A 22,749-nucleotide genomic window follows, 5' to 3' on the forward strand; every position below is an offset into this window, starting at 1 on the left:
CTTCTTGTAAAAAGAAGGATAAATATTTAAAAAGAAAAGTGGTTTAAATTTTCTAGATTGATGATTTGATCTAGAATTTTGTTAGCTTTAGCATTATCAAGGTAAATTTGTGCATTGGCTAAAAATTTAGCTTTTAATTCTTCAAAACTTAGTGGATTATCAAAATTACCTTTATTGATAAAAACATCTTTTTGGATTATGCGTCCATCTTGCAAACTGGCTTCTAAATGCCCTGGAAAATATTTTGGAAAGCCTTGAGATTTCCTTTTTTCGTAACTGATTTTTTTAGCAAATTCTAGTACTTCTTCACGCTTTAAATTTTTATAAGATTCAAGAGTGATTTTACCATCAAAGAATCCAAGAGCCATTAAAAAAGGCATGGAAAATTTAGCTTCATAAGCACTATTTGGAGTGTATTTTGCTTCCAAAGGATCGCAGATAAAAGAAATAGGAACTTCATCTACAAAACAATGAATACTTTTAATTTCATCAGCTTTTAAACCATCATTTTTTAAAGCAATAGCACAATCAATAAGCCCATGAGCAAAATGACAACTTGGATAAGGCTTGATTGAAACTTGCATAGTTTGCCAAATTTCTCCCAAGGCTTTGCTAAGTTCTGTTTTATCGCATTCTTCTTCTATGCCAAAACATTTAAAGATATTATCCCTACCTTCAAAAATACTCAAAGGCCCACTCATATTGTTTTTGGCAAAATGAGCTACCATAATGCCGTTTTTAACAGTATTGGCAATATGTAAAACTTTTGAATTAGATCCATTGGATAAAAACTCATTAATCCCACTTGCAAAACTTCCTGCAAGTCCTAAAGCATTGATGATTTGTTCTTTGTTAAGATCTAGTAAGATTGCACTTGCACTCACGCTTCCAAAAATTCCTGCAATAGCAGTAGTATGAAAACCACGCTTATGAAAAGTGCCTTTGCTTGCAATGCCTACTCTAGCTGCAATTTCCCAGCCTATTATAAAAGCTTTGATGATTTTTTTCGCATCTTTGCTAACATGAAAACCATAACTTAAACAAAGTGGAGTTAAAATCGCACTTGCATGCAAAATCGCTTCTGTATGCGTATCATCAAAATCTAATGCATGAGAAGCAATGCCATCTAGCATAGCTGCATATATAGGATCTAATTTTTGATCATTTACCCAAATAGGAGTATTTTTTTCTGTGCTTAAATTTTCAAAAGCTTTAAAAGCATTTAAAACACATTCTTCTTTGCTTGCTGCTATAGCTGTTCCAAGGCTATCAAGCATAAGCTCTTTAGCCCTTTGAACAACTGTATTAGGGATATTTTCATATTTAAGATTGAAAATAAAATCCGCTAAAATTTCACTATAGAACATGATTTTTCCTATTTTAAGATAGCGCTATTTTTGATTTTTGCTAAAAATTCATCTACAAGTTTTGGTGCATATCCTACATAGGTTGTTGCATCAAGTAAAGCATCAATTTCTTTTTCTTTCAATACCTTAGATACTCTTTTATCTGCAAGTAAAACTTCTTTAAAAGTTTTTTGTTTTTCTATACCTAGCATAGCATTTTCATAAACAATTTCATGGGCATGTTGTTTTCCATAATGATCGCTTAATGCAAACATAACACGCTCGGCTAAAACAAAACCATTAAGAGTATTTAAATTTTTAAGCATTTTATCTTTTTTTACTTCTAAATCGCTAAGAGCGAATTTCATATTTGCTAAAACCACAGAAAGCATTAAAAACATTTCAGGTAAAAGCTTCCATTCCATTTTCCAAACTTGACCATCTCTTTCATGTTCATGTCTTTCAATATCGCTTAAAATGGCTAAATTTGCTTTAAAGGCATTGCTTACTGTAACTGCATTTTCGCTTACTGCAGGATTTCTTTTGTGTGGCATAGTGCTTGATCCTACTTGTCCTCTGCCAAAAGGTTCAGCAACTTCATCAATTTCATTATGCGAAAGGATTAAAATTTCATGAGCGATTTTGTTAAAGGTTGCGTTGATATTACCTAGCACAAAACCAAGCTCTATAAAGCGATCACGTGCAGGTTGCCAAGAAATATTAGGCACATCAAGTCCTAAATTTTCTAAAGTGAGTTTTTCTACCTCATTGCACTCATCACTTAAACTCGCTTTGGTTCCTACAGCACCTACTATACTACCTACATAAAGTCTTTTTTCAAGCTCAAGTATTCTTTCAAAATGACGCTCAAGTTCGCTTAACCAAATAGCCACTTTATGTCCAAAAGTAATAGGCAAAGCCTGAAGTGCTAAAGTTCTTCCCATCATAGCGGTGTTTTTATGGGTTTTAGCTAGTTTCGCTAAGGCTTTTGCGATAGCTTTTAATTCGCTTTTTATAAGAGTCATTGCTTCTTTAAATTGCAAAACCAGTCCTGTATCGATGATATCTTGAGTGGTTACTCCAAAATGTACATATTCGCCTAAATTATTATCGCAAGCTTTTTCTAATCCTCTTACAGTAGGAACTAAAGGGTGTTTGGTCTTTTTAAATTCAGCAAAGATAAAGTCCATATCCATAAATTTATAATGAGCTTTTTTTGCGATCTCATCAGCTGCTTTTTTAGGGATAATTTTAAGTTTTGCTTGTGCTTTTGCTAAAGCTGCTTCAACATCGAGCCATTTTTGTATGCGGTTTTGTTCGCAAAAAATAGCACGCATTTCCTGCGTGCTCCATGAGTCTGCTAGTAATCTATGATCAAATACACTAATTCCTGTCATCTTATCTCCTTATTTTTTAATACTATCAAAAGCTTGTGTTAAATCAGCAATTAAATCTTTAGTATCTTCAAGACCTATATGAAATCTTACAAATGGTCCTCTTGCACTCCAATCTGTTGCAGTTCTAGGTGGAGTAGTTACGGTGGCTAAGCTTTCATATCCACCCCAGCTAGCGCCAATTGAAAAGTATTCTAGTTTATCTACAAATTTAATAGCATCATCTTTGCTATAACCTTTTGCAAATTCTATGGTAATCATACCATTTGCACCTTTATGATCACGCATGAAAATTTCATGATTTGGGTGGGATTTGAGTTTTGGATAGAAAATTGTTTTAATTTCTTTTCTGCTTTGTAAAAACTCTACAATTTCATCAGCACTTTTTTCATGGGCTTTCATTCTTACATCTAGTGTTCTCATACCACGAAGTACTAAGTAAGCATCATCAGGACTTGTTGTAAAGCCTAAAGCTTCTGGAAGTTTGTCAAAATTTTTCCATTCTTTTTCGTTGATTACTACTATACCCATGGTTACATCAGAGTGTCCGCTAAGATATTTTGTAGCGGCGATAACTGAAATATCCACTCCAAGTTCTAAAGGATTTAGAAAATATCCACTAGAATAAGTATTGTCAATAGCTACAGGGATATTATGCGCATGGGCAATTTTGCAAAGTTTTGGTAAATCTATGATTTCATAAAGTATAGAACCTGGACTTTCACATAGGATAAGCTTGGTATTAGGTTTGATTTTTTCTTCTACATCACTTGCATCAGCTTTTAAAAAATCAATTTCAACTCCCATTTTGTCTAAAAATAATTCGCAAATCGTTCTTACAGGCCCATAAATTGCATCGGTGATTAAAAAATGTGCATCTTTGCTTGCATAATTTAAAAGTACCATAGCTAATGCTGCAAGTCCTGTTGGGAAAAGTTGTGCTCTATAGCCACCCTCTAGAGTGCAAATAAGTTTTTCAAGTTCAAAATTGATTGTTGTTCCTCTAGCCCCATAGCTTAAAACACGATCTGTTTTTCTTAATTCTCTGTATTTTTGCCAAGTTGCGTGATCTTTAAAAAGTATGGTTGATGCACGCATAAGTGTAGGATTAACTGATCTTACTTCAGCACTTTGATCGCCTCTGCCACAATGAATAAGTTTAGTTTTTGAGTTCATTTTTTCTCCTTTTTAAAGATAGATATAAGTCATAATAACATTTACAATAGCCGCTACAAGCATAGGAATAGCTGTTCTTTTAACCACGGCAAAAGGACTTACTTTTGCAATAGCTGAGATAGCTAAAATCGCTGGTGCAATAGGACTAACACATCTTCCAAAGCCTGTCATAATTTGAATTGGTGCTATCATGGTGATAGTTTCAACTCCAAAGTGTTTTGCTATATTTGGGATAAGTGGAGCAAAGCTAAAAAATGCCGCATTTCCTGAACCCATTAAGAAAGCACAAACTGCAAGCAAGATTGAAACGGCGATAATAATAGCCAAAACTCCAAATCCTGCATTTTTGCAAAATTCTATTAAAGTATCTACAAAACCTACAGATAAAAGACCGCTTGCAAATACTTGACCACAAACGATGAGTGAAACTGTGATAACAAATAAATGTCCCATTCCTTTAAAGAAAATCATAATAGAATTAAGAGTTTCTACTATACTTTTATAGCGTATCATTTCAAAAATAATAGCCACAAAAGTTGAAATCACCATTGCTACTGGAACATTCATTTTAATGGCAGTGCTAGCAGCTGCTTTAACTTCTTCAGCACTACTTATTCCCATTAAAACTAAGATGCTATCAAGCACGGAACTAAATCCCAGGATTAAAACCAAAGGAATTATAGGTAAAATCGCATAAATTCTAGGAGGCTTTTTAAGTTCTTTTTCTTTACCTTCATTTTCATTTAGTTCTTTTTCAATTTCTTGTGCATTGAAGACAAAATTATCTTTTTTATCAAAAAATTTATTGCAAAGATATATCGCAATACCTACAGCTATAATGATAGGCAAGGTTGTAGGGAGTTGATAATGAACAAAATAAATTGCAGGATCAACTTCAGCTACTTTTGACGCCATGATCACATTTCCACTTCCAGGTCCATGATCGATATATTGACAAATCGCAATCACACTTAAGGCAGAAAGTTTTGAAACACCAGAGCGTACAAGTATAGGATACATAGTAACCATAAGTAAAAGTGCCAAGCCTGCGTGAGAAGGGATGAAAAGAACTAAAAATTGCACGATAAAATAAGCAACTATGAGTAAAACATAAGGAGATTTTACGGCTTTTAAAGGTTTTTCAAAAACTTTAAAAAGTGCATAAGAAGCCCCTACATGATCCATATAAGCAGAAAAACCTGCTATAGTCATAAGTGTAAGTCCAAGCCCTGCTAATGTACTTGACATGGTTTGATTGAAAACTTGAAAAATATCAAAAAAACCTAAATTTAAAGAACCTTTAGCGACAATGTGTGGAGAAAGTCCAAAAATAGCAGCTAAGGAAAGTAAAAGTAAACCACTTAAAAGCAATGCCATGTGAGCATTGATTTTTTTATAAAGCATAAAAACAAGTAAAAAAACACTAAATAAAGAAAAAACAATACCTAGCATGTTTTATCCTTTTTGAGCGATGATCTCTATCTCTACTTTAGCTTTTTTTGGCAGATCTTTTACTGCAAAAGCACTTCTTGCTGGATAAGGAGCTTTAAAAAATTCAGCATAAATTTCATTAAATGCTACAAAATCATTAATATCAGCTAAAAAGCAAGTGGTTTTAATCACTTTATCATAACTGATACCATTTTCTTCCAAGATAGCACCGATATTTTTTAAAGATTGTTTGGTTTGTTCTTTGATATCAGAGCTTTCTATTTCTCCTGAAGCAGGGTTGATAGGAAGTTGTCCTGATATAAATAAAAGTCCATTTACTTCTCTGTAAGCTGAGTATGGACCAATGGCCTTTGGATAGTTTGACATGAATTCTCCTTTGTTAAATATAGATTAAACAGAATGCATTTTATCACTACAATAATAATTTGTCAATAGTTTATTATCATAATAATAAAATTTTATTTTTAAGAAATGTTTTAAAGTATAAAGAGTAGAATTTAATATCGTATTAATTTTTTATTGAAGGCAGTTTTATGGATGAGGGACAAAAACAACAATTTATAAAGTTGACATATTTTTTAGGAGAAGTTTTAGGTGAGCAATATGAGATAGTTTTTCATGTAATTACTGAAGATGGGGCCTATATTGCAGCAATTGCTAACAGTCACATTAGTGGGAGAAGTTTAGATTCTCCCTTGACTGCTTTTGCAAGTGAGCTTATACAAAATAAAAAATATTTAGAAAAAGATTTTTTATGTGATTATAAGGCTCTTGTTGGAAAATCAAAATTAATTAGAGGATCTACTTTTTTTATTAAAAATCATGATAAATTAGTAGGTATTTTGTGTATCAATCATGATACTAGCATTATGAGAGATTTAATATGCAAGATGATTGATTTAGAAAAAATTGGAGATATGGGTGATATTTTAGGAAATATTAGTTTTTCTCAAAATGATTCAAGCATAGAAACATTAAGTCACTCGATAGAGGATATTTTAGTTCAAAGTGTAGATTCTAGTTATTTAAATTCTGATTATCAATTAAGTATTACTCAAAAAGAAGAAATTGCTGAAAAGCTATATGAAAAAGGTATTTTTAATATAAAAGGAGCGGTTCCTATCGTAGCAAAATTTTTAAAAATTTCAGAACCTAGTGTTTATAGGTATCTGAAGAAATTTAAAAAATAACTAAAATTTTTTGATAAATTTTAGTATTTTTAGGCTCATTTTCTTTAAAAAATTATTTTTAGATTTTTTGAGTAAAAATTCTGCCACATCTTTGCGTCCAAACATAATAGCAAAAGTATAAGGTGTCATTCCTAAACCATTGTTTTCGTCAATATTTGCTCCATATTTAACTAAAAGTTCACACATAGGTAAGTATCCTTTAAAACAAACTCCCGCTAATGGGGTTTGTCCACGATCGTTTTTTTCATCTACTTTTGCACCTTTTTCTAAAAGCATTTTAGCGCTTTCATAAGAATTATTATAAGCTGCAAGCATAAGCAAGCTATCGCCTTTATGAGTTTTTAAATTTACATTTAAACCTGCTTCTATCATGATTTTAAGATTTTCATATTCATTATTTCTTGCAAAATTAAAAGCCATTTTACAAAGCTCTTCAAATCTTTTTTCTTCTTCTAAACTAAGAGTTGTCATTGTTTTTCCTTAATTATTATAATCTTTAGTTTGCCACCAAAAGTGGCAAGTAAAAATTATTTTTCTAAAGCTTTTTTAATTCCTTTTGCATAATCAGGTGAAATTTTTTCAAAATGTTCTAAAGCTCTAGTGATAATTTTTTCATCAACTCCCTCCATAGAAGCGGCAATATTATGAAAAAGTTGAGTTTTTTGATCATCATTCATAAGATTAAATAAAGCTCTTGGTTGAGTATAAAAGTCATTATCTAGTGGAGCATATCTTTGTGCTACGCCTTCTAAGACTAAATCAGGTTCAAGATAGCTTTTGTCTTCTTTTGGGCTATTATCATAGCTGTTTGGTTCATAATAAGCTGCATCATTTTTATAACTATCAAAATTCATAGCACCAGCGACATTGTAAGTATTCACTTCGCTTTTTGCACGATTTACGGGCAAAAGATGATAATTAGTTCCTATTCTATATCTTTGTGCATCAGGATATGAAAAAATTCTAGCTTGCAACATTTTATCAGGGCTAAAGCCAATTCCAGGAACGATATTGCTTGGACTAAAGGCAGCTTGTTCAACTTCATTAAAATAATTTTGAGGATTTTTGTTTAGAATCATTTCGCCTATATCCATCAAAGGCACAAGACTATGAGGCCAAATTTTTGTTAAATCAAAAGGATTAAATCCAAGTTTTTCTATATCTTTTTCAGCAAGAATTTGAACTTGAACTTTCCATTTTGGAAAATCTTTATTTTCTATAGCATTATAGAGATCTCTTTGATGACTTTCTCTATCTTTTGCTATAAGCTCGGCAGCTTCTTGGTTGGTAAGATTTTTAATCCCTTGTTGGGTTTTAAAATGGAATTTCACCCAAAATCTTTCATTTTTATCATTAATAAAACTATAAGTATGGCTTCCAAATCCATGCATATGACGATAACTTGCAGGAATTCCTCTATCACTCATAAGAATGGTTACTTGATGTAAGCTTTCAGGACATAAACTCCAAAAATCCCAAGCAGCATTATTGCTTCTTAAATGTGTTCTTGGATCTCTTTTTTGAGTATGGATAAAATCAGGGAATTTATAAGCATCACGGATAAAAAAAGTTGGAGTATTATTTCCTACTAAATCCCAGTTTCCTTCTTTGGTGTAAAATTTAATAGCAAAACCTCTCACATCGCGTTCAGCATCTGCTGCACCTGCTTCACCTGCTACTGTTGAAAAGCGTAAAAATAATGGAGTAACTTCGCCTTTTTGAAAAATTTTAGCTTTGGTATAAGCACTTAAGTCTGCTGTAATTTTTATTTCGCCATAAGCTCCACTTCCCTTAGCATGAACGGTTCTTTCTGGAATTCTTTCTCTATTTTGATGAGCAAGTTTTTCAAGCAAAAGATAATCTTGCATAAGTAAAGGTCCTTTTGCGCCTGCGCTTAATGAATTTTGGTTATCGGCTATAATGTTTCCAAAATCGTTAGTCAATTTTTTCATTGTTTTCTCCTAAATAATAAATTTTATTAATTAGCAAATTATATCTATTAAAAATTAAAATTAACTGAATAATTGCATTTTATTGATAATAAATTTCAAAATAAATTTAGTTTTTTTATATTATAATAATAATTATCAAAATATATTTTAAAAATCACAAAGGAGAATTTATGTCAGTTTTGGTTATTGGTGCAGATGAAATCACTCCTATTAGAGCTGTTTTACATGATTTAGGTGCTAAAAAAATAGAACACTGGGATGCGCGTAATGAAAATAGAGTTAATCGCAAGCCGATTCCTTGTGATACAGAATGTATAGTAATGTTAACAAGCTTTTTAAATCATAATACTATGAAAAAAATCAAAAATGAAGCTAAAAAGCGTAAAATTCCATTAGTTTGTGCAAAAAGAAGTGTAAGTTGTGTGTATTGTGAATATTGTAAAATTTTTAATCTTAATAAAGAATTTTCTTGCTATAAAGGTTAAAGATGTTATTTGGATTTGATGATAAGCAAGAATTTATACCGCAAATTTATCGCTATTTAAACAATCAAGAGCTTATGTTGACTTTTTTAACTCAATATAATGCGAGCGTTGATAGCGCTCTAAAAATTCCTCTTTTATATGCAAAAAATACCAAGAGTTTAAAAATGATATTTGGAAATTTTTTACATGATATAATGCATGTTTCATTTGGTAAGATTCAAAATATAAATATCAAGCTTAATGCATACGCTTTTTACTTTCAAAAAAGAAAAAGCTTAATTTTTAATACTAAAATATCTAAGAATATCGATCTTTTAAGACTTTTAAGAATTTATCTTTATGGCATTTGTTTTGATGCACAAATTTTATTTAGCTCTTATGTTTATGATAAGGTTTCTTTTCAAAATAATGGAAAAAATATCGATCAAGATGGTGATCTTATTATAATAGATAAGAAATTTGCAATTTTGCCACTTTGCAAAGAGATTAATACACATAATTTAAAAATTAAAAATGAAATTCATGGATTATTGAATTTAATAAAAGAAAACAATTTTGAAAAATTTTATATTGTTTGTCCGCGTAACAAACATTTCACACATTTTATTGAAATAAAACATTTTTTGTATGATTTAAACAAAACTATGTTAAAATTAGTTCCGTATAAAATATCAAATCAAATTATAAGGAGAAAATAATGTCAGTAGCAGTAATCTATGGTAGTGCTATGGGAAATACAGAAGGAGCGGCTAATACAATTGCTTCAAAACTTGGAATTAGCGATGTTTTTAATATCTCAGATATTGATGCAGCTAAAATGAATTCTTACGATAAATTAATTTGTGGAACTTCAACTTGGGGAAGTGGTGATTTGCAAGATGATTGGGATGGTTTTGATTTTTCAGGGCTTAGTCTTGGTGGAAAAACTGTAGCTGTATTTGGTATGGGTGATAGTGAAAGTTATTCTGACACTTTTTGTGGTGGCATGGGTAAATTAGCTCAAAATTTAAAAGATGCAGGTGCAAATTTGGTAGGAGAAGTTTCAACTGATGGTTATACATTTGAAGCAAGCGATGCGGTTGTAGATGGTAAATTTGTTGGACTTGCTCTTGACAATGATAATCAAGAAGATCAAACTGAATCAAGAATTGATGCTTGGGTAGAACAAATCAAACCTTATTTTGCTTAATAATTCTTAAAATCAAGAGTTTTTATACTCTTGATTGTCTTTTCTTAAAAATAAAAAAAACTCACTATTTGATTTATAATTTTATTTTCTAAAGATAATTGACAGCGTTCTTTGTTTCCAAGATAAGCTGTTCTTGCAAGAAGACTTGTTTTTTGAGAATTGTGATTTTTAGAGTTGATTTGTAAATTAACTTGCATAGTATAGTAGTTTTCTACCATCCATTCTCCATCACTTTCCAAAGGATCAAAATCATAAAAAAATCTTGCTGAAGTTGTGATTTTTTGAGCATAAGAATGCTTTTTCATATCTACAAGATTGATTAAAATTTCATAATCTGCATTCTCTTTTACTTCTTTTAAGCCTAAATTTTTAAGTTTTAAAGCCAAATCTCTATCCAAAGTAGTTTGAAGTTGACTAGGATTTTGAAAGGAAATTTTAAAACTTTGTTGTTTTTGTGATCTGATAAAAATGCCTTCATTGCTTGTTTGAATAAAGCTTTGTATGAAAGTTGCATCGGTGCAAGCACTCATAAAGAGTGCTATAAAAAAGCTTAAAATTAAAGCAAATTTAGACATTAGGTTTATTTAATAATAGTTGGAGTAGCGCTAAGACCTAATGAGCGATATTTTTCATATAAGGAAAAAACTTCTTTTAATTCTGCATCACTTACTTTTGGATAATTTTTGATATTTGCATCATAGTATTTGTTTAAAATTGCGATTTTTTCTTTATCATTTTTTGCTTTTTTTGCTTCTTTGTAGATTAGAGCGGATTTTTCAAAAGCAGATTTTCCATGTACCGGAGTTAAAATATAATTAACTTGATAGTTTTTAAGTTCATCATCAATTTGAGCTAAAAGTTCTCTACAATAAGGGCATTCAGGATCTGAAAAAACATAAATTGCAGGTTTATTTTTATCTCCCAAAGCTATTACCATGGTTTCTTTTTGTGCTACAGCTTTAGCATTTTTTGTAAAATTTTCTCTTGCTTCTTGAAATTTTTTCATTTCATATTCTTGAGCATAAGAAATTCCCGTTTTCAAGTCGATAAGATCAGGGGTAATAAGACTATCTTTTGTAAAAAGAATGTTTTCTTGTTTTTGTCCATTTAATTCAACGCTTACAATAACACTTTCAAAACCCGTATTACCAACCTTTTGACGATTTGATACACTAACGGTAGCATTTGGAAATTGTGCTTTAATGCTTTTTGAATAAAAATCACTAATTTCTGAATTACTTGCAGCAAACAAAGATGCTGAACAGGCAAGAATTAAACTTAATTTTTTCATAGTTTATAAATCCTTTAAATAAATTATGTTTAATTCTATAATGATTTTCTAAATGCTTGTTAAAAATCTTTTTTCAGCTTCTTTGCTTACTTGAGGAAATTTGTCTAAGTATTCTAAATAAGCAATAGCATATTTTCTTGAAAGATTAAAATATTCTTTCATACTTTGCACATCAAGACTTTGATTTTTTAATAAATTTAAACATTCTTGCATAAGTTTTTCAAGAGCTTGTTTTTCTATAAAAAGATTGTGTGAAAGTCTTACAACCAAACCTTTTTGGGTAAGTTTTTTGAGTATATTATCTCCGCTTTTTCTGTCAAGTTCTAAAAAATCATAAAGATTATAAGGAGCTTCGGGTTTAATACCTTGTTTTTTTAAAATTTCATATAATTGATTATTATTTTTTTCTTGAAGTTTTTCAAAATCTATGCCTTTTTTAAAATAAATTCCATTTTGAAAATCCAATAAATTTGACATCTCTTTAAGCCCGAGTTCGCAAAAATTTTCACTTGCCCAAGTAATCCTTAAAGCTAAAGAATGTGCTGAAAGCATGGCATAAGGATTTTTTTCAAGTATGAATTTGATGAAATTTTTAATTTCTTCTAGACTTTGTAAATGATATACATTAAGATTTTTTTCATCAACAAATACTTGATTTAATTTTTTTGCTAATTTCAATGCTTTTTGATGAGAGAGTTTAAATCTTTGATAGCTTGAAAGCAAACCAAAACCATATTTATGTGCGTCTTTTAAGAAAGAAAAAGCCGCTTTAAAATCTTTATTTTTCAAAAACATTAAAAATTTATTTTTTTGTTCTTTTTTTAAAGGTTCACTTAAAGGATTTAAAACCTTACCACCGCCTATAACACGATTGTTTTGCAATAAAATAAAAGCCTCATCAAAACTTAAAAATACATTTTTATCAAAACTAAAATGTACAAAAAATTCATCATTTTCTAGTTTTTTTAATATATTTATTTTGCATTCTATTTGTCTTGAACCCACACAAAAAATCATTTTGCTATTTTGTAAATTTTTTGCTCTAACTAAAGCATCGCATTCTTTAAAGGCTTTAAAATAACCTTTTTTACTTAGTAAATAACCTTTTTTCAACTCTTTATAATCACAATTTAAACTCAAAGCCACACGGTTACAAGCTTTGATTTGTTCTAGATTAGTATCGTGGTTTTGTATATTTTTAACAATGAGTTCTTTTTGAGTGTCTAAACAGATGATTTTTTCATTTAAAGTGATGCTTCCTTCATTAAGACTGCCTGTAACGACAGTTCCTATGCCTTTTAGAGAAAAAACTCTATCGATATAATAATGAAAAATCAGTTCTTCATCGTTTTCTTTGTTTTCTATGGTATAAAGATAATTTTTTAATTCTTCTATGCCTTGATTATTTTTTATACTGGTGTGAAATACTTTTAAAATGGGATAATCTAAATTTTTTAACTCTTCTAAAATTTCTACACTTTTTTGCTCTATATTTTCACAAAGATCGCATTTGCTAAGTACTAAAATGATATTTTTAATATCAAGAATTTTTAAAATTTCTAAATGTTCTAAACTTTGTTCTTTTAAACCCTTGTTAATATCTACGACAAATAAACAAACACTAAAGCCAAAAGCTCCACTTACCATAGTTTTAACCAAATCTTTATGCCCTGGAACATCGATAAAAGAAATGTTTTTATCTTTTAATTTAAGATTTGAAAAACTTAAATTAATGGTGATTTGTCTTTCTTGTTCTTCTTTTAAACTATCGCCTTCAAAACCATTTAAAGCTTTAATGAGTGAAGTTTTTCCATGATCAATATGTCCTGCGGTTCCTATAATAACAGATTTCATAAGTTTTCCATTTGATTGATTGTAAGAATAAGTTTTTGAAGTTCATTTTCTCGTATAGTTCTAAAATCAAGAACAAATTCATCATTTTCAATGCGTCCTATGATATTTTCTTTTCTAAATCGAGTTTGTAGTTTTAAAGCATCTCCTTGAAAAGTTAGTATATAAGTATCTAAACTTTTATCAGGCATAGAACCTCCTCCTACTAAACTTTTGCTTTTTTTAAGTTGGGTTTGAAATTTTAATTCTTTTTGCACTCTTAAAGCTTTTTTCTCTATAAAGGATAAGTCATCATTTAAAAGTTTTAAGGTAATAATTTTTTCATAATCTTTTTGTAAATAAGCTTTTAAGCTTTCGTTTAAAAAAGATAGGGTTAATTTATCCACTCTTAGCATTCTTAAAAGTTGATTTTGTTTAAGTTTTTCTATGAGTTCTTTTTTTCCAAGTATAATGCCCGCTTGTACGCTGCCAAAAAGTTTATCTCCGCTAAAACTTAAAATATCGCATTCTTGCACGAGTTTTCTGATTTTAGGTTCATTTTTAATCAGCTTTTCATTTAAATTTTCACACCAACCAGAACCTAGATCATAATAACTCAAAAGCCCTTTTTCTTTTGCTAGTTCATGTAGATCTTTTATATTTACTTCACTGTGAAAACCCATAAGAGCGAAATTAGACTTATGGGTTTTTAAAATTAGAGCGGTATTTTCACTGATGGCTTGTTCATAGTCTTTTAAGTGTGTTTTGTTACTAGTTCCAACTTCGCAAAGCTTTACACCTGCAGCTTTTATCACTTCAGGCACACGAAAACTTCCGCCAATTTCTACAAGTTCTCCTCTTGAGCTTATGACTTCTTTATCATAACAAAGAGAATTAAGTACTAAAAAAACTGCTGCAGCGTTGTTATTGACCACTAAAGCATCTTCACATTCAAAAAGCATTTTAAGTTTTTCTAGTACCAAAGCATAGCGAGAGCCTCTTTTTCCATTTTCTAAATCAAACTCTACATTAGAATAATTACAAATTATATCTTTACACGCTTCATAAAGTTCTTCATGGATTACACTTCTGCCAAGGTTTGTGTGTATAACCACTCCGCTTGCATTAATCACACTTTGTAAATCTTTGCGATAAAAAGTTTTGATTTCTTTTTTGATTTCTAAAAGTAGTTTATCTTTAGAAATTTCATCTTGGGAAAAATTTTCTTTTAGTTTTGCGACAACTTTTTTACAAAAAAATGCTTTGATATAAAAAGGATAGGATATTAAACTCTCATCTTCAATAAGAGTGTTAATTTGTGGAAAAGTTCTAAATTTGTTCATCTTAAGCCTTAAGAAAATATTTGGTTATTTTAACATAGAATTTATAAAATGATGTTTTAAAGAGATTAAGGAAGACAATGCAAGATTTTGTTTATATAAAAAATGATGTTTTAATCCCTTTGCCCGATGCTATTGAAATTTTAGATCAGGCAAATGATAAAGAAGCATTAGTTTGCAATGATAAAAATCAAAAAGCACAAATTTATGCCCCTGAGATTAATTTTTATCTTAAAAATTCTCAAGATGAAATTTTAGAGCAAAGTAAAAATGTTTTAACGCTTTATGAAGCAAGAGCTAGCGTTTATGATTTGGGGCTTGATTTAGAACAAAGCAAAGAAGTGCAAAATCGTTTGATTTTAGTAGATAGCGATACTCAAACCGTAGAGTTTTTAAAAGAACATGGATTTAAGGTTATTGCTTTAAGTAGTGCAGAAATTTTAGCTGTTTTTGGAAGTGTAGGGGAGCTTTGTGCTGTGGTTAAAAATCAAGGCGAAGAAGTGGAAATAGATTTTGATTTTTTACTTTTTAAAGCTGAGGATTTAAGCGTTGTGCGTAAAGATTTTACAAGACAAAGTGGATGTTATAATCTTTTAAATTTTGAAAATCTTGAAGTATTGCTTGAGTTTTTACAAAGCAAAAGTCCAAAATATCATTATAAAACTTATATTAGCTATAATGCTAGTGTGTGCCAATACCACGAAAGACGCAGTGAGCATTGTGCAAAATGTGCTGAAATTTGTCCTACTGTGGCGATTTTAAAAGATGATGAAAACAAACATTTGGAATTTTCTCAAGTGGATTGTTTGGGTTGTGGAGGATGTATTAGTGTGTGTCCTAGTGGATCGCTTGATTATGCTCCTATGCCAAGAGAAAGTTTTTTTACCCTTTGTGAGTTTTATAAAGATAAAAAAATTTTAATCATTCCTAAAAAAATGTCTTTAGAAAATTTAAATCTTGCTTTACCAAAAGATGTTTTACCCTTTATGATAGAGGGTGAAAAATGGCTTTCTTCTATGCATTTTTTAACGCTTTTGCAAAATAGTGGAGCAAATTTAGTTTTTTATACAGATTTTGTATCTCGTGGTAGTAACGAGGCTATTGTACTTTTAAATACTTTTTTTGAGAGAAAATTTCAAAAAAAAGCTATTTTTGTTGCTAAAGATGAAAAAGAATTGCAAAATGTTTTAAAAGAGCAAGAATTCATACAAGATTTAAAATATGATTTTCATAATAACACCTTAACTACAAGAGAAAATTTTGCCAAAAGAATGCAAGAAATGATAAAAAATGAAGATTTTGGCAGTATAGAAAGTGGCGAATGGTTGCGTTATGGTAAGGTAAAAATCAATCCTAACACCTGTACGCTTTGTCTTTCTTGCGTGGGTGCCTGTAATGTAGGAGCTTTAATCGCTGATAAACAAGAAAATGCTTTGAAATTTAATGCTTCTCTTTGTACGACTTGTGGGTATTGTGAGTTAAGTTGTGCCGAAAAAGATACTTTAAAATTATTTCGTAGTGGAATGGAGTTTAGAGCTTCTTATTTTGAATATCAAACCATGGCAAAAGATGAGCTTTTTGCCTGTATAGAATGTGGTAAAGAATTTGCCACCAAAAAAGCTGTAGAAAAAATAGCCAATTTAATGAAGCCTAAATTTGGTAATGATGAGAATAAAATCAAAACACTTTATTGCTGTGCAGATTGCAAGGCAAAAGTGATGATAAAAGCAATGGGTTTTGCGGGGCAAAATTAGATTTAGATCTTAATTTTGCCTTCTAATTCTTCTTTATTTGTAAGTTTGCTATCAAATTTAACAACAAGATTTTTAGAGTTTTTATAAATATCTACAACCCCTAAATTTTCACTAAAAGTACTGAAATTTAAAGGCGTTTCTAAAGGTAGATAAAGGTTTTTAAAATCAGCTGGATTTTTTAAGAAAAATAATGCCACAAGCCAAATTAGAGCTAAAATTACTAAAATAATAGCCAAAAGATTTAAGGCATCTAGATGTAAAAATATCCCTCCGATAATACCACCTATAAAACTTCCACCATATCCAAAAGCATTAAACAACCCTAATGCTGCACCTTTTTCATGAACTTTACAAAATTTTGATGCACAACTTTGCATAATAGGTTCGTGTAAATTAAAACCTATAAAAAAAATCACAACTGCTATGATAAAAAAATCTATAGAATTACTAAAAGCAAAAAAAAGATAAGAAAGTATGAAAAAAACAATTCCTAAGAGTAAAATTTGTTTAGCTAAACCTCTTTTTTCGCCTAAACTTCCAGCAAAGCCCATAGCGATAAAACCTGCTACCATAGAAGCGCTATAAACAATCCAAAGTTTATCAGAAGCAAAACCTAAATGTTTTACTAGAATGATAGGAATGCTTAAAAATGCTATACTCATAAGCATTTTTTGCATGAAACTAGTAAGATTCATAAGGGCTAAATTTTTTTGTTTAATAAGATGAAAAAAAGGAGTTTTTTCATTTTCATGAGTGATTTTGTTTTCTTTAGGTACAACGGTATAAAGTAAAATTATACATAAAAGAGACAAAGCCGCACTAAGATCAAAAAGGCTAGATAAACCCCATTTTGCACTCATTAAAGGAGAGATCACCATAGAAGCTGCAAAACTAAGTCCTATAAAAGAGCCCATAACCGCCATGGCTTTACCGCGATTTTCTTCTGTAATAAAATCGCTTATCATAGCCGTAGCTACTGCTCCAATAGCTCCTGCGCCTTGAAGCATTCTTCCTAAAAGCATGGTGTAAATATTTTCTGCAAAAGAGCAGATTAAAGAGCCTATTATAAAAATAATCAGTCCAATGAGCATGGTTTTTTTACGACCAATTTTATCACTTAAAATTCCAAAAGGCATCTGTAAAATCATTTGAGTTAAGGCATAAACACCTACTAAAAGTCCGACTAAAAATTCATTAGCACCTTCAAGTTTTAAAGCATAAAGACTTAAAACTGGCAAAACTATAAAAAGCCCAAAAAATCTTGTTCCAACTATGAAAGATAAGGGTAAGACATTATTTAGCATTATCAATTTCCTATTAAATTTGAAATTTAAATTAGGATAATTTTACTATGAAATGGATTAAGCATTGATTAACATCGTTTTATCATTTGATATTTAAAAGCTATGCACAAGGATAAATTTTATAAAATCATATTTTTGTTTTGATATTATTTTGGAGCTTTTGTTATGAAGATTATCCTAGCTACGAGCAATAAGCATAAGGTTTTAGAACTTAAAGAAATTTTGAAAGATTTTGAAATTCATGCCTTTGATGAAGTTTTAATGCCTTTTGAGATTGAAGAAAATGGAAAAACTTTTAAAGAAAACGCCTTGATTAAAGCAAGAGCGGTTTTTAATGCTTTGGATGAAAAGCAAAAAAAAGATTTTATCGCTTTAAGTGATGATAGTGGCATTTGTGTAGATGTTTTAGAAGGAAATCCAGGAATTTATTCTGCTCGATTTAGTGGTCAAGGTGATGATAAAAGTAACCGTGATAAACTTGTCAATGAAATGGTAAAAAAAGGTTTTAAACAAAGTAAGGCATATTATGTTGCTGCTATTGCTATGGTAGGTTTGATGGGGGAATTTAGTACGCATGGAACCATGCATGGAAAAGTAATAGATACAGAAAAAGGTGAAAATGGTTTTGGTTATGATAGCCTTTTTATTCCAAAGGGTTTTGATAAAACCTTAGCCCAACTTAGCGTGGATGAGAAGAATAATATCTCTCATCGTTTTAAAGCTTTAGAGCTTGCAAAAATCATTTTAAAGATTTTAAATAAAGGATAAAAATGAAAAATTTTTTAAAATATATAGCTATTATTGTTTTAATATATGCTCTTTATGTTGGTTTGGAAACTTGGTTTTCTTAGAATAAATAGTGATTAAAAAGCTTGGTAACAAGAACAAACTTCCACTTAAAAGCAAAATCATTACAAAAACGGTTAAAATTCCAAAATAAATTGTTGGAATAAAATTGCTACTCATCATCACGCTAAAGCCTAAAACTATGCTAATTGTGGTATAATAAAGTGCCGAACCTATACTAAGGTGAGAAATCATAATGGCTTCTTCTAGGCTTTTGTTTTTAATTTCTTCCCTAAAACGATAAATATAATGTATAGCATCATCAACGCCTATGCCTATAGCAATAGCAGCTATAGTAATACTCATCATATCCAAAGGAATACCTAAAAGTCCCATAAGAGCAAAAACCACACTTAAAGGAATAACATTTACCAATATAGCCGCAACTGAAAATTTTAAATCTCTAAAAACAATGATAAAAAGTATGAAAATAGCTAAAATTACAAATATAAGAGTATCAAATTGCGATGAAAAAAGACTTTGGAGCATATTATTATAAAGCACCATTATGCCTGTGATTTGAACTTCTACTCCATCGTTTTTTACAAGCTCGTTGAGCTGTTTTTTAAGATCTATTAAAAACTCATTACGTCTTAAATTCGGATCAGAATCAATAATACGCATACTAAATCTTAACTCGTTATTTTCTATGCTTACAAAAGGTGAAAGCAAGTCTTGTTTAAATTTAGCAGGTAAATTCTCATTTAAAAACGCAAGGGCAAAATCATCTAACTCTTTTCCATCGTTGATATTTTTCCCTAGGGTTAAAAGACTATTAAGACTTAAAACCGAGCCTACAAATTCTTTGTTTTCTAAAAATTCATGAACTTTTTTTGCAATACGTGTTTTTTTAGAGTCAAACCAATAAGTTTCTTGTGTGGCTAAATTTTCAAATTCACTTTCAAAACTATCAAGGGTATCACTTGTATTTTGATCGTTTTTATTATTTGGAAAACGAATGATCACTTCTAAAGGCAAGGTTCCACCTAGATTTTTATCAATAACCAAAAGTCCTTTTTTGATTTCACTACCATCTTTGAAATAATTGACAAAAGAATTTTCAACTCTGAGTTTTGAAATGCCTATTAAAGCTAAGATTATTATAGCAAGAACTGAAATTCCATAAATCATGCGACGCTTTTTAGGATCAAGAGCGGTTTTGGCACAAAAGGCTAAAAGATTAAATTTAAACTCTTTTTTATGATAATTTTTTGGTTTTAAAAGAATCAAGATACTTGCTAAAAACAAATAACTAAAGATAAGAGCTAAACCTATGCCTATACTCATCATAATGCCAAGTTTTATGATAGGTTCGATATTTGATAGGATTAAAGAAAAAAATCCTATCATCGTTGTAACAATGGCATAAAGGCTAGGATTTGCTTTGGCTAGTAAGGTTTCAAGCACTATGCGCTCAACTTTAGCTTTGGGATGATTTTGGGTGCTTTCGATAAAATGCGTGATCAAATGAACAACTACACTTAAGGTGATAATTAAAACCAAAGCAACGTAATTTGATGAAATAACCGTGATTTGAAAATTTAAAAGCGCAAAAACTCCACTAGCCGCACTTAAGCTTATAAAACAAATAAAAAGAGGTAAAAAAACAAAGCGCCATGAGCGGAAAAAATAATAAAGTGCAAGTCCTAGTAAAAATACAAGAGAAACACCATAAAGCACAAGATCAGATTTTATATAAGCTATCATATCATCAGCGATCATGCTTACGCCACCAAGGTAGAGCGTATCTTTATTTTTTTCATAATTTCGAACTATGCTTTTAATAGTATCTAGACTTTGTTTCGTGATAACTTTTTGCTTGTCTTGATGTTCTTTTATGGCAAGACGAATTTGATCTTTTTCTTTTTCATCGGTAGCAAGATCGCGTTTTTCTATAAGATTATTATAAACTGTATCAGGCTTTAAGTAAATAATAAGCCCTGTTACTTTTCCATCTTTTGAGATGATATTATTTTTATAAAAGGGACTATTTAAAATTTCATTTTGGGCTTTTGTGCGGTTTATATCTTGGCTTTCTATATTTGGGATATTTTTTAAAAGTTCTTTTAAATCCGTATTTTGCGAACTTTGAAGCAAAGGGGCATTGATGATACTAAAAACGCGTTCTACTAAAGGGGCTTTTTCTAATTCTTCATGAAGTTTTTTTAATTTGGCTAAATTTTCATTTGAAAAAGGTTTTTCATCATAGGGTTTGAAGGCTAAAAGTAAAAAATTATCACTTTTATAATGTTTTGAAATTTCTCTAAAAGTTTTTAAATCTGCATCATCTTCTAAAAGTAAACTTTCAGCACTTGCATCTACGCTAAGCTTAAAAGCAAAAAAGCTTAAAAACAGGCATATAAACAACGTTCCAAAAAAAGTACTTTTTGGACGAGAAATAAAAAACTTTAAAAGCTTTGCAAACATTATTCTATGACAATACTTTCAAGTTTTTGAAGTAGGGCATCAAAGCCTTGGTTGGCTAAAATATCTCCAAATTGTGATCTATAAGTTTGTACTATACTCACACCTAAAACATCTACATCATAAATAAGCCAGTTGTTATTATCATTGTAAAATTTGAAAATGATATTTTTTTCTTCCCCATCTACTACCATAGAAGTGGTTAAAAAATAGCGTTTTTCATTTTTTAACTCACCATTTTTGACCTTTAAAACCTGATCTTTATAAAGACTGAGTTTATCGGTAAAACTTTTTTTAAGACTTGTTTCAAAGGCTGTGGTAAATTTTTCTTGTTCTTTTGGGGTTAATTTAGAATAATTTTTCGAAAGACTCAGTTTTGCCATGAGTTTATAATCAATTATGCTATCAAAAAGTTTAAAAATTCCATTAGCAGCTTGTTTTTTATCTTCTTTACTATCTTGTAAAAGTTTTAAGCTTGCATCAATGTTTTTTTGCATAGTGCTAGAAATTTCATCTAGTTGTAAGGCAAAAGCATTAAAAAATAAAGTCAAGATTAAAAATATTTTTTTCATTAATTTCCTTTATTTGCTAAGTTCATTGCGTCTTTGCTCGTAAGCATCACGCAAGAATGGATATAAATTAGGCGTGTTGTGATAAATTTCATCAATTTCATCAAGCCTAAAACTAAGTTCATTACCAAATCCATAAGCACTTATAGCTATACTTGCCCAAGTAGGATCAATGTAAGCGGTAAAACTTGCATACCAAGTTGCAGGTAAAGTAAGAGTGTCTCTAAGATTACTAGGGCCGAGTATAGGTAAGACAATATGAAAACCGCTTCCTACACCCCAGTGAGCCAAAACGGTTCCTAAGTCCGCGGGATGTTTTTTAAGACCCATTTTTGATGCCACATCCATAAGTCCACCAAAACCCATGATGGTATTGGCGGTAAATCTTTTAAATTCTTCTCCAGCTTCTTCAAATTTAAACTGCAAAACATTGCCTACAAAACGCAAAGGAGCAAGTAAATTATCAAAGAAATTTCTTACTCCTAATCTTATAAATTCAGGAGTGATGGCGTTATAGCCCTTAAGAACGGGACGAAGACCATAATCATACAAAGCCACATTAAAGCTTGTCATAGCTTTGTTATATCCTGAAAGTGGATCGTTTACTTGATGATTTTGGTATTCTTGTTCAAAATCATCTAAATTTTGTTCTTTAGCAAAAGCAAAAATAGTAAAAAAAATTAAAATAAAAGATATAAATTTTATTCTCAAGCAAAAACTCCTAAAAATTTTAAAAGTAAGATTATAGCAAATTTTTAATCAAGATTTATATCCCAGTAAAAATCTACCCATTCAGTAGCTTCTTTTACTTTGAAATCAGGCTCTAGAAGAGCGGTTTTTTTGTAAAAAATGGTCGCAATTTTAAGTTCGATATGAGGAAATTTTTCAAGCAAAACTTTTTTTATTTCTGTTAAACTTTCTCCACTATCTACTATATCATCAATGAGTAAAATTTTTTTGTGCTTGCTTAAATCAGGAATGTTAAAAATTTCAATAGTATCAAGTTTTTTCGTATCATCGTAATGAATTGAGTTTAAAGCAAAAAGCTGACGCGTTTTTAAAGCCACTGCTAAAGAGTGTCCTAAACTCATCCCTCCTCTTGCTATAGCTAAAAGTGCATCGGGGTTAAAATCTTCTTTAATTTTTTTAGCAAGAATTTTTACATCTTCTTTAAATTCTTCATAAGAGTAAAATATCATTATATATC

22 protein-coding genes are annotated in these 22,749 nt (G+C 30.2%); 6 read left to right on the forward strand and 16 right to left on the reverse strand.

Annotated features, from left to right (window positions below; all coding sequences use genetic code 11):
* Positions 1-26: 26 nt before the first annotated feature.
* From ELQ09_RS00765 to ELQ09_RS00785, 5 genes are read right to left on the reverse strand one after another with little or no spacing between them, the layout of a single operon-like run.
* Complete coding sequence (locus ELQ09_RS00765) at positions 27-1,367, reverse strand: MmgE/PrpD family protein (protein ID WP_038817384.1); 1,341 nt, start codon at positions 1,365-1,367, stop codon at positions 27-29.
* An 8-nt stretch (positions 1,368-1,375) separates the two neighbouring features.
* Complete coding sequence (purB, locus tag ELQ09_RS00770) at positions 1,376-2,743, reverse strand: adenylosuccinate lyase (protein ID WP_134263697.1); 1,368 nt, start codon at positions 2,741-2,743, stop codon at positions 1,376-1,378.
* A gap of 9 nt (positions 2,744-2,752) precedes the next feature.
* Positions 2,753-3,916, reverse strand: a complete 1,164-nt coding sequence (locus ELQ09_RS00775) for a PLP-dependent aspartate aminotransferase family protein (protein ID WP_052777902.1) — start codon at positions 3,914-3,916, stop codon at positions 2,753-2,755.
* 12 nt (positions 3,917-3,928) lie between these two features.
* On the reverse strand, positions 3,929-5,368 hold the full coding sequence (gene dcuC / locus ELQ09_RS00780; RefSeq protein ID WP_002855464.1) for a C4-dicarboxylate transporter DcuC: 1,440 nt from the start codon (positions 5,366-5,368) through the stop codon (positions 3,929-3,931).
* A 3-nt stretch (positions 5,369-5,371) separates the two neighbouring features.
* Complete coding sequence (locus ELQ09_RS00785; RefSeq protein ID WP_002852401.1) at positions 5,372-5,734, reverse strand: RidA family protein; 363 nt, start codon at positions 5,732-5,734, stop codon at positions 5,372-5,374.
* A gap of 167 nt (positions 5,735-5,901) precedes the next feature.
* Here ELQ09_RS00785 and ELQ09_RS00790 point away from each other — a divergent pair, with 167 nt between their 5' ends.
* The gene (locus ELQ09_RS00790; protein ID WP_052777901.1) at positions 5,902-6,558 is read left to right on the forward strand and encodes a transcriptional regulator; all 657 of its coding nucleotides are present in this window, start codon (positions 5,902-5,904) and stop codon (positions 6,556-6,558) included.
* On the opposite strand, the gene ELQ09_RS00795 is transcribed toward ELQ09_RS00790, so the two are convergent.
* Both ELQ09_RS00795 and ELQ09_RS00800 read right to left on the reverse strand, forming a co-directional pair.
* Complete coding sequence (locus tag ELQ09_RS00795) at positions 6,559-7,029, reverse strand: Cj1386 family hemin-binding protein (RefSeq protein ID WP_002855628.1); 471 nt, start codon at positions 7,027-7,029, stop codon at positions 6,559-6,561. It lies immediately after the preceding gene.
* Positions 7,030-7,085: 56 nt separating this feature from the next.
* A complete protein-coding gene (locus ELQ09_RS00800; protein WP_002936345.1) occupies positions 7,086-8,510 on the reverse strand; it encodes a catalase in 1,425 nt (474 codons plus the stop codon).
* A 170-nt stretch (positions 8,511-8,680) separates the two neighbouring features.
* Here ELQ09_RS00800 and ELQ09_RS00805 point away from each other — a divergent pair, with 170 nt between their 5' ends.
* Genes ELQ09_RS00805 through fldA form a run of 3 tightly spaced genes read left to right on the forward strand, consistent with a single transcriptional unit; the run spans position 8,681 to position 10,184 of the window.
* Complete coding sequence (locus tag ELQ09_RS00805) at positions 8,681-8,995, forward strand: DUF2325 domain-containing protein (protein ID WP_002855637.1); 315 nt, start codon at positions 8,681-8,683, stop codon at positions 8,993-8,995.
* A 2-nt stretch (positions 8,996-8,997) separates the two neighbouring features.
* The gene (locus tag ELQ09_RS00810) at positions 8,998-9,693 is read left to right on the forward strand and encodes a hypothetical protein (RefSeq protein WP_070316840.1); all 696 of its coding nucleotides are present in this window, start codon (positions 8,998-9,000) and stop codon (positions 9,691-9,693) included.
* A complete protein-coding gene (gene fldA / locus ELQ09_RS00815; protein ID WP_002855629.1) occupies positions 9,693-10,184 on the forward strand; it encodes a flavodoxin FldA in 492 nt (163 codons plus the stop codon). The genes ELQ09_RS00810 and fldA overlap by 1 nt, the downstream gene beginning before the upstream one ends.
* 44 nt (positions 10,185-10,228) lie before the next feature.
* Here fldA and ELQ09_RS00820 read toward each other — a convergent pair whose 3' ends face one another.
* Genes ELQ09_RS00820 through selA form a run of 4 tightly spaced genes read right to left on the reverse strand, consistent with a single transcriptional unit; the run spans position 10,229 to position 14,648 of the window.
* Complete coding sequence (locus ELQ09_RS00820; protein WP_070316841.1) at positions 10,229-10,759, reverse strand: hypothetical protein; 531 nt, start codon at positions 10,757-10,759, stop codon at positions 10,229-10,231.
* A gap of 5 nt (positions 10,760-10,764) precedes the next feature.
* A complete protein-coding gene (locus tag ELQ09_RS00825) occupies positions 10,765-11,475 on the reverse strand; it encodes a DsbA family protein (protein ID WP_070316842.1) in 711 nt (236 codons plus the stop codon).
* Positions 11,476-11,523: 48 nt separating this feature from the next.
* Positions 11,524-13,329: a selenocysteine-specific translation elongation factor gene (selB, locus tag ELQ09_RS00830; RefSeq protein WP_070316843.1), complete on the reverse strand. Its 1,806-nt coding sequence runs from the start codon at positions 13,327-13,329 to the stop codon at positions 11,524-11,526.
* Positions 13,326-14,648: an L-seryl-tRNA(Sec) selenium transferase gene (gene selA / locus ELQ09_RS00835; RefSeq protein WP_070316844.1), complete on the reverse strand. Its 1,323-nt coding sequence runs from the start codon at positions 14,646-14,648 to the stop codon at positions 13,326-13,328. Before selA ends, selB begins: the two co-directional genes overlap by 4 nt.
* A 77-nt stretch (positions 14,649-14,725) precedes the next feature.
* On the opposite strand from selA, the gene ELQ09_RS00840 reads away from it, so the two are divergent.
* Positions 14,726-16,399, forward strand: a complete 1,674-nt coding sequence (locus ELQ09_RS00840; protein ID WP_070316845.1) for a 4Fe-4S dicluster domain-containing protein — start codon at positions 14,726-14,728, stop codon at positions 16,397-16,399.
* 2 nt (positions 16,400-16,401) lie between these two features.
* Here the strand turns inward: ELQ09_RS00840 and ELQ09_RS00845 are convergent, their stop codons facing one another.
* A complete protein-coding gene (locus tag ELQ09_RS00845; protein ID WP_134263698.1) occupies positions 16,402-17,703 on the reverse strand; it encodes an MFS transporter in 1,302 nt (433 codons plus the stop codon).
* A 165-nt stretch (positions 17,704-17,868) separates the two neighbouring features.
* Here ELQ09_RS00845 and rdgB point away from each other — a divergent pair, with 165 nt between their 5' ends.
* On the forward strand, positions 17,869-18,471 hold the full coding sequence (gene rdgB, locus ELQ09_RS00850; RefSeq protein ID WP_002893956.1) for an RdgB/HAM1 family non-canonical purine NTP pyrophosphatase: 603 nt from the start codon (positions 17,869-17,871) through the stop codon (positions 18,469-18,471).
* Positions 18,472-18,501: 30 nt separating this feature from the next.
* On the opposite strand, the gene ELQ09_RS00855 is transcribed toward rdgB, so the two are convergent.
* The 4 genes from ELQ09_RS00855 to ELQ09_RS00870 are packed head-to-tail and all read right to left on the reverse strand — an operon-like array spanning position 18,502 to position 22,741.
* Positions 18,502-20,976 carry an RND family transporter gene (locus ELQ09_RS00855; RefSeq protein WP_134224870.1) on the reverse strand — a complete coding sequence of 825 codons (2,475 nt, stop codon included), beginning with the start codon at positions 20,974-20,976 and terminating at the stop codon, positions 18,502-18,504.
* On the reverse strand, positions 20,976-21,545 hold the full coding sequence (locus ELQ09_RS00860) for a phospholipid-binding protein MlaC (protein WP_002932914.1): 570 nt from the start codon (positions 21,543-21,545) through the stop codon (positions 20,976-20,978). The genes ELQ09_RS00855 and ELQ09_RS00860 overlap by 1 nt, the downstream gene beginning before the upstream one ends.
* Before the next feature lie 9 nt (positions 21,546-21,554).
* Positions 21,555-22,253, reverse strand: a complete 699-nt coding sequence (locus tag ELQ09_RS00865; protein WP_070316848.1) for a VacJ family lipoprotein — start codon at positions 22,251-22,253, stop codon at positions 21,555-21,557.
* 44 nt (positions 22,254-22,297) lie between these two features.
* Complete coding sequence (locus tag ELQ09_RS00870) at positions 22,298-22,741, reverse strand: phosphoribosyltransferase (RefSeq protein WP_070316849.1); 444 nt, start codon at positions 22,739-22,741, stop codon at positions 22,298-22,300.
* Positions 22,742-22,749: the final 8 nt, after the last annotated feature.

It is taken from the genome of Campylobacter sp. CH186 (assembly GCF_004378925.1).
GTDB classification, from domain to species: domain Bacteria; phylum Campylobacterota; class Campylobacteria; order Campylobacterales; family Campylobacteraceae; genus Campylobacter_D; species Campylobacter_D jejuni.

Bases quoted from the DNA above. Each gene is read 5' to 3' on its own strand.
- ELQ09_RS00765 (WP_038817384.1), bottom strand. From the start codon at position 1,367: ATGTTCTATAGTGAAATTTTAGCGGATTTTATTTTCAATCTTAAATAT.
- purB (WP_134263697.1), bottom strand. From the start codon at position 2,743: ATGACAGGAATTAGTGTATTTGATCATAGATTACTAGCAGACTCATGG.
- ELQ09_RS00775 (WP_052777902.1), bottom strand. From the start codon at position 3,916: ATGAACTCAAAAACTAAACTTATTCATTGTGGCAGAGGCGATCAAAGT.
- dcuC (WP_002855464.1), bottom strand. From the start codon at position 5,368: ATGCTAGGTATTGTTTTTTCTTTATTTAGTGTTTTTTTACTTGTTTTT.
- ELQ09_RS00785 (WP_002852401.1), bottom strand. From the start codon at position 5,734: ATGTCAAACTATCCAAAGGCCATTGGTCCATACTCAGCTTACAGAGAA.
- ELQ09_RS00790 (WP_052777901.1), top strand. From the start codon at position 5,902: ATGGATGAGGGACAAAAACAACAATTTATAAAGTTGACATATTTTTTA.
- ELQ09_RS00795 (WP_002855628.1), bottom strand. From the start codon at position 7,029: ATGACAACTCTTAGTTTAGAAGAAGAAAAAAGATTTGAAGAGCTTTGT.
- ELQ09_RS00800 (WP_002936345.1), bottom strand. From the start codon at position 8,510: ATGAAAAAATTGACTAACGATTTTGGAAACATTATAGCCGATAACCAA.
- ELQ09_RS00805 (WP_002855637.1), top strand. From the start codon at position 8,681: ATGTCAGTTTTGGTTATTGGTGCAGATGAAATCACTCCTATTAGAGCT.
- ELQ09_RS00810 (WP_070316840.1), top strand. From the start codon at position 8,998: ATGTTATTTGGATTTGATGATAAGCAAGAATTTATACCGCAAATTTAT.
- fldA (WP_002855629.1), top strand. From the start codon at position 9,693: ATGTCAGTAGCAGTAATCTATGGTAGTGCTATGGGAAATACAGAAGGA.
- ELQ09_RS00820 (WP_070316841.1), bottom strand. From the start codon at position 10,759: ATGTCTAAATTTGCTTTAATTTTAAGCTTTTTTATAGCACTCTTTATG.
- ELQ09_RS00825 (WP_070316842.1), bottom strand. From the start codon at position 11,475: ATGAAAAAATTAAGTTTAATTCTTGCCTGTTCAGCATCTTTGTTTGCT.
- selB (WP_070316843.1), bottom strand. From the start codon at position 13,329: ATGAAATCTGTTATTATAGGAACCGCAGGACATATTGATCATGGAAAA.
- selA (WP_070316844.1), bottom strand. From the start codon at position 14,648: ATGAACAAATTTAGAACTTTTCCACAAATTAACACTCTTATTGAAGAT.
- ELQ09_RS00840 (WP_070316845.1), top strand. From the start codon at position 14,726: ATGCAAGATTTTGTTTATATAAAAAATGATGTTTTAATCCCTTTGCCC.
- ELQ09_RS00845 (WP_134263698.1), bottom strand. From the start codon at position 17,703: ATGCTAAATAATGTCTTACCCTTATCTTTCATAGTTGGAACAAGATTT.
- rdgB (WP_002893956.1), top strand. From the start codon at position 17,869: ATGAAGATTATCCTAGCTACGAGCAATAAGCATAAGGTTTTAGAACTT.
- ELQ09_RS00855 (WP_134224870.1), bottom strand. From the start codon at position 20,976: ATGTTTGCAAAGCTTTTAAAGTTTTTTATTTCTCGTCCAAAAAGTACT.
- ELQ09_RS00860 (WP_002932914.1), bottom strand. From the start codon at position 21,545: ATGAAAAAAATATTTTTAATCTTGACTTTATTTTTTAATGCTTTTGCC.
- ELQ09_RS00870 (WP_070316849.1), bottom strand. From the start codon at position 22,741: ATGATATTTTACTCTTATGAAGAATTTAAAGAAGATGTAAAAATTCTT.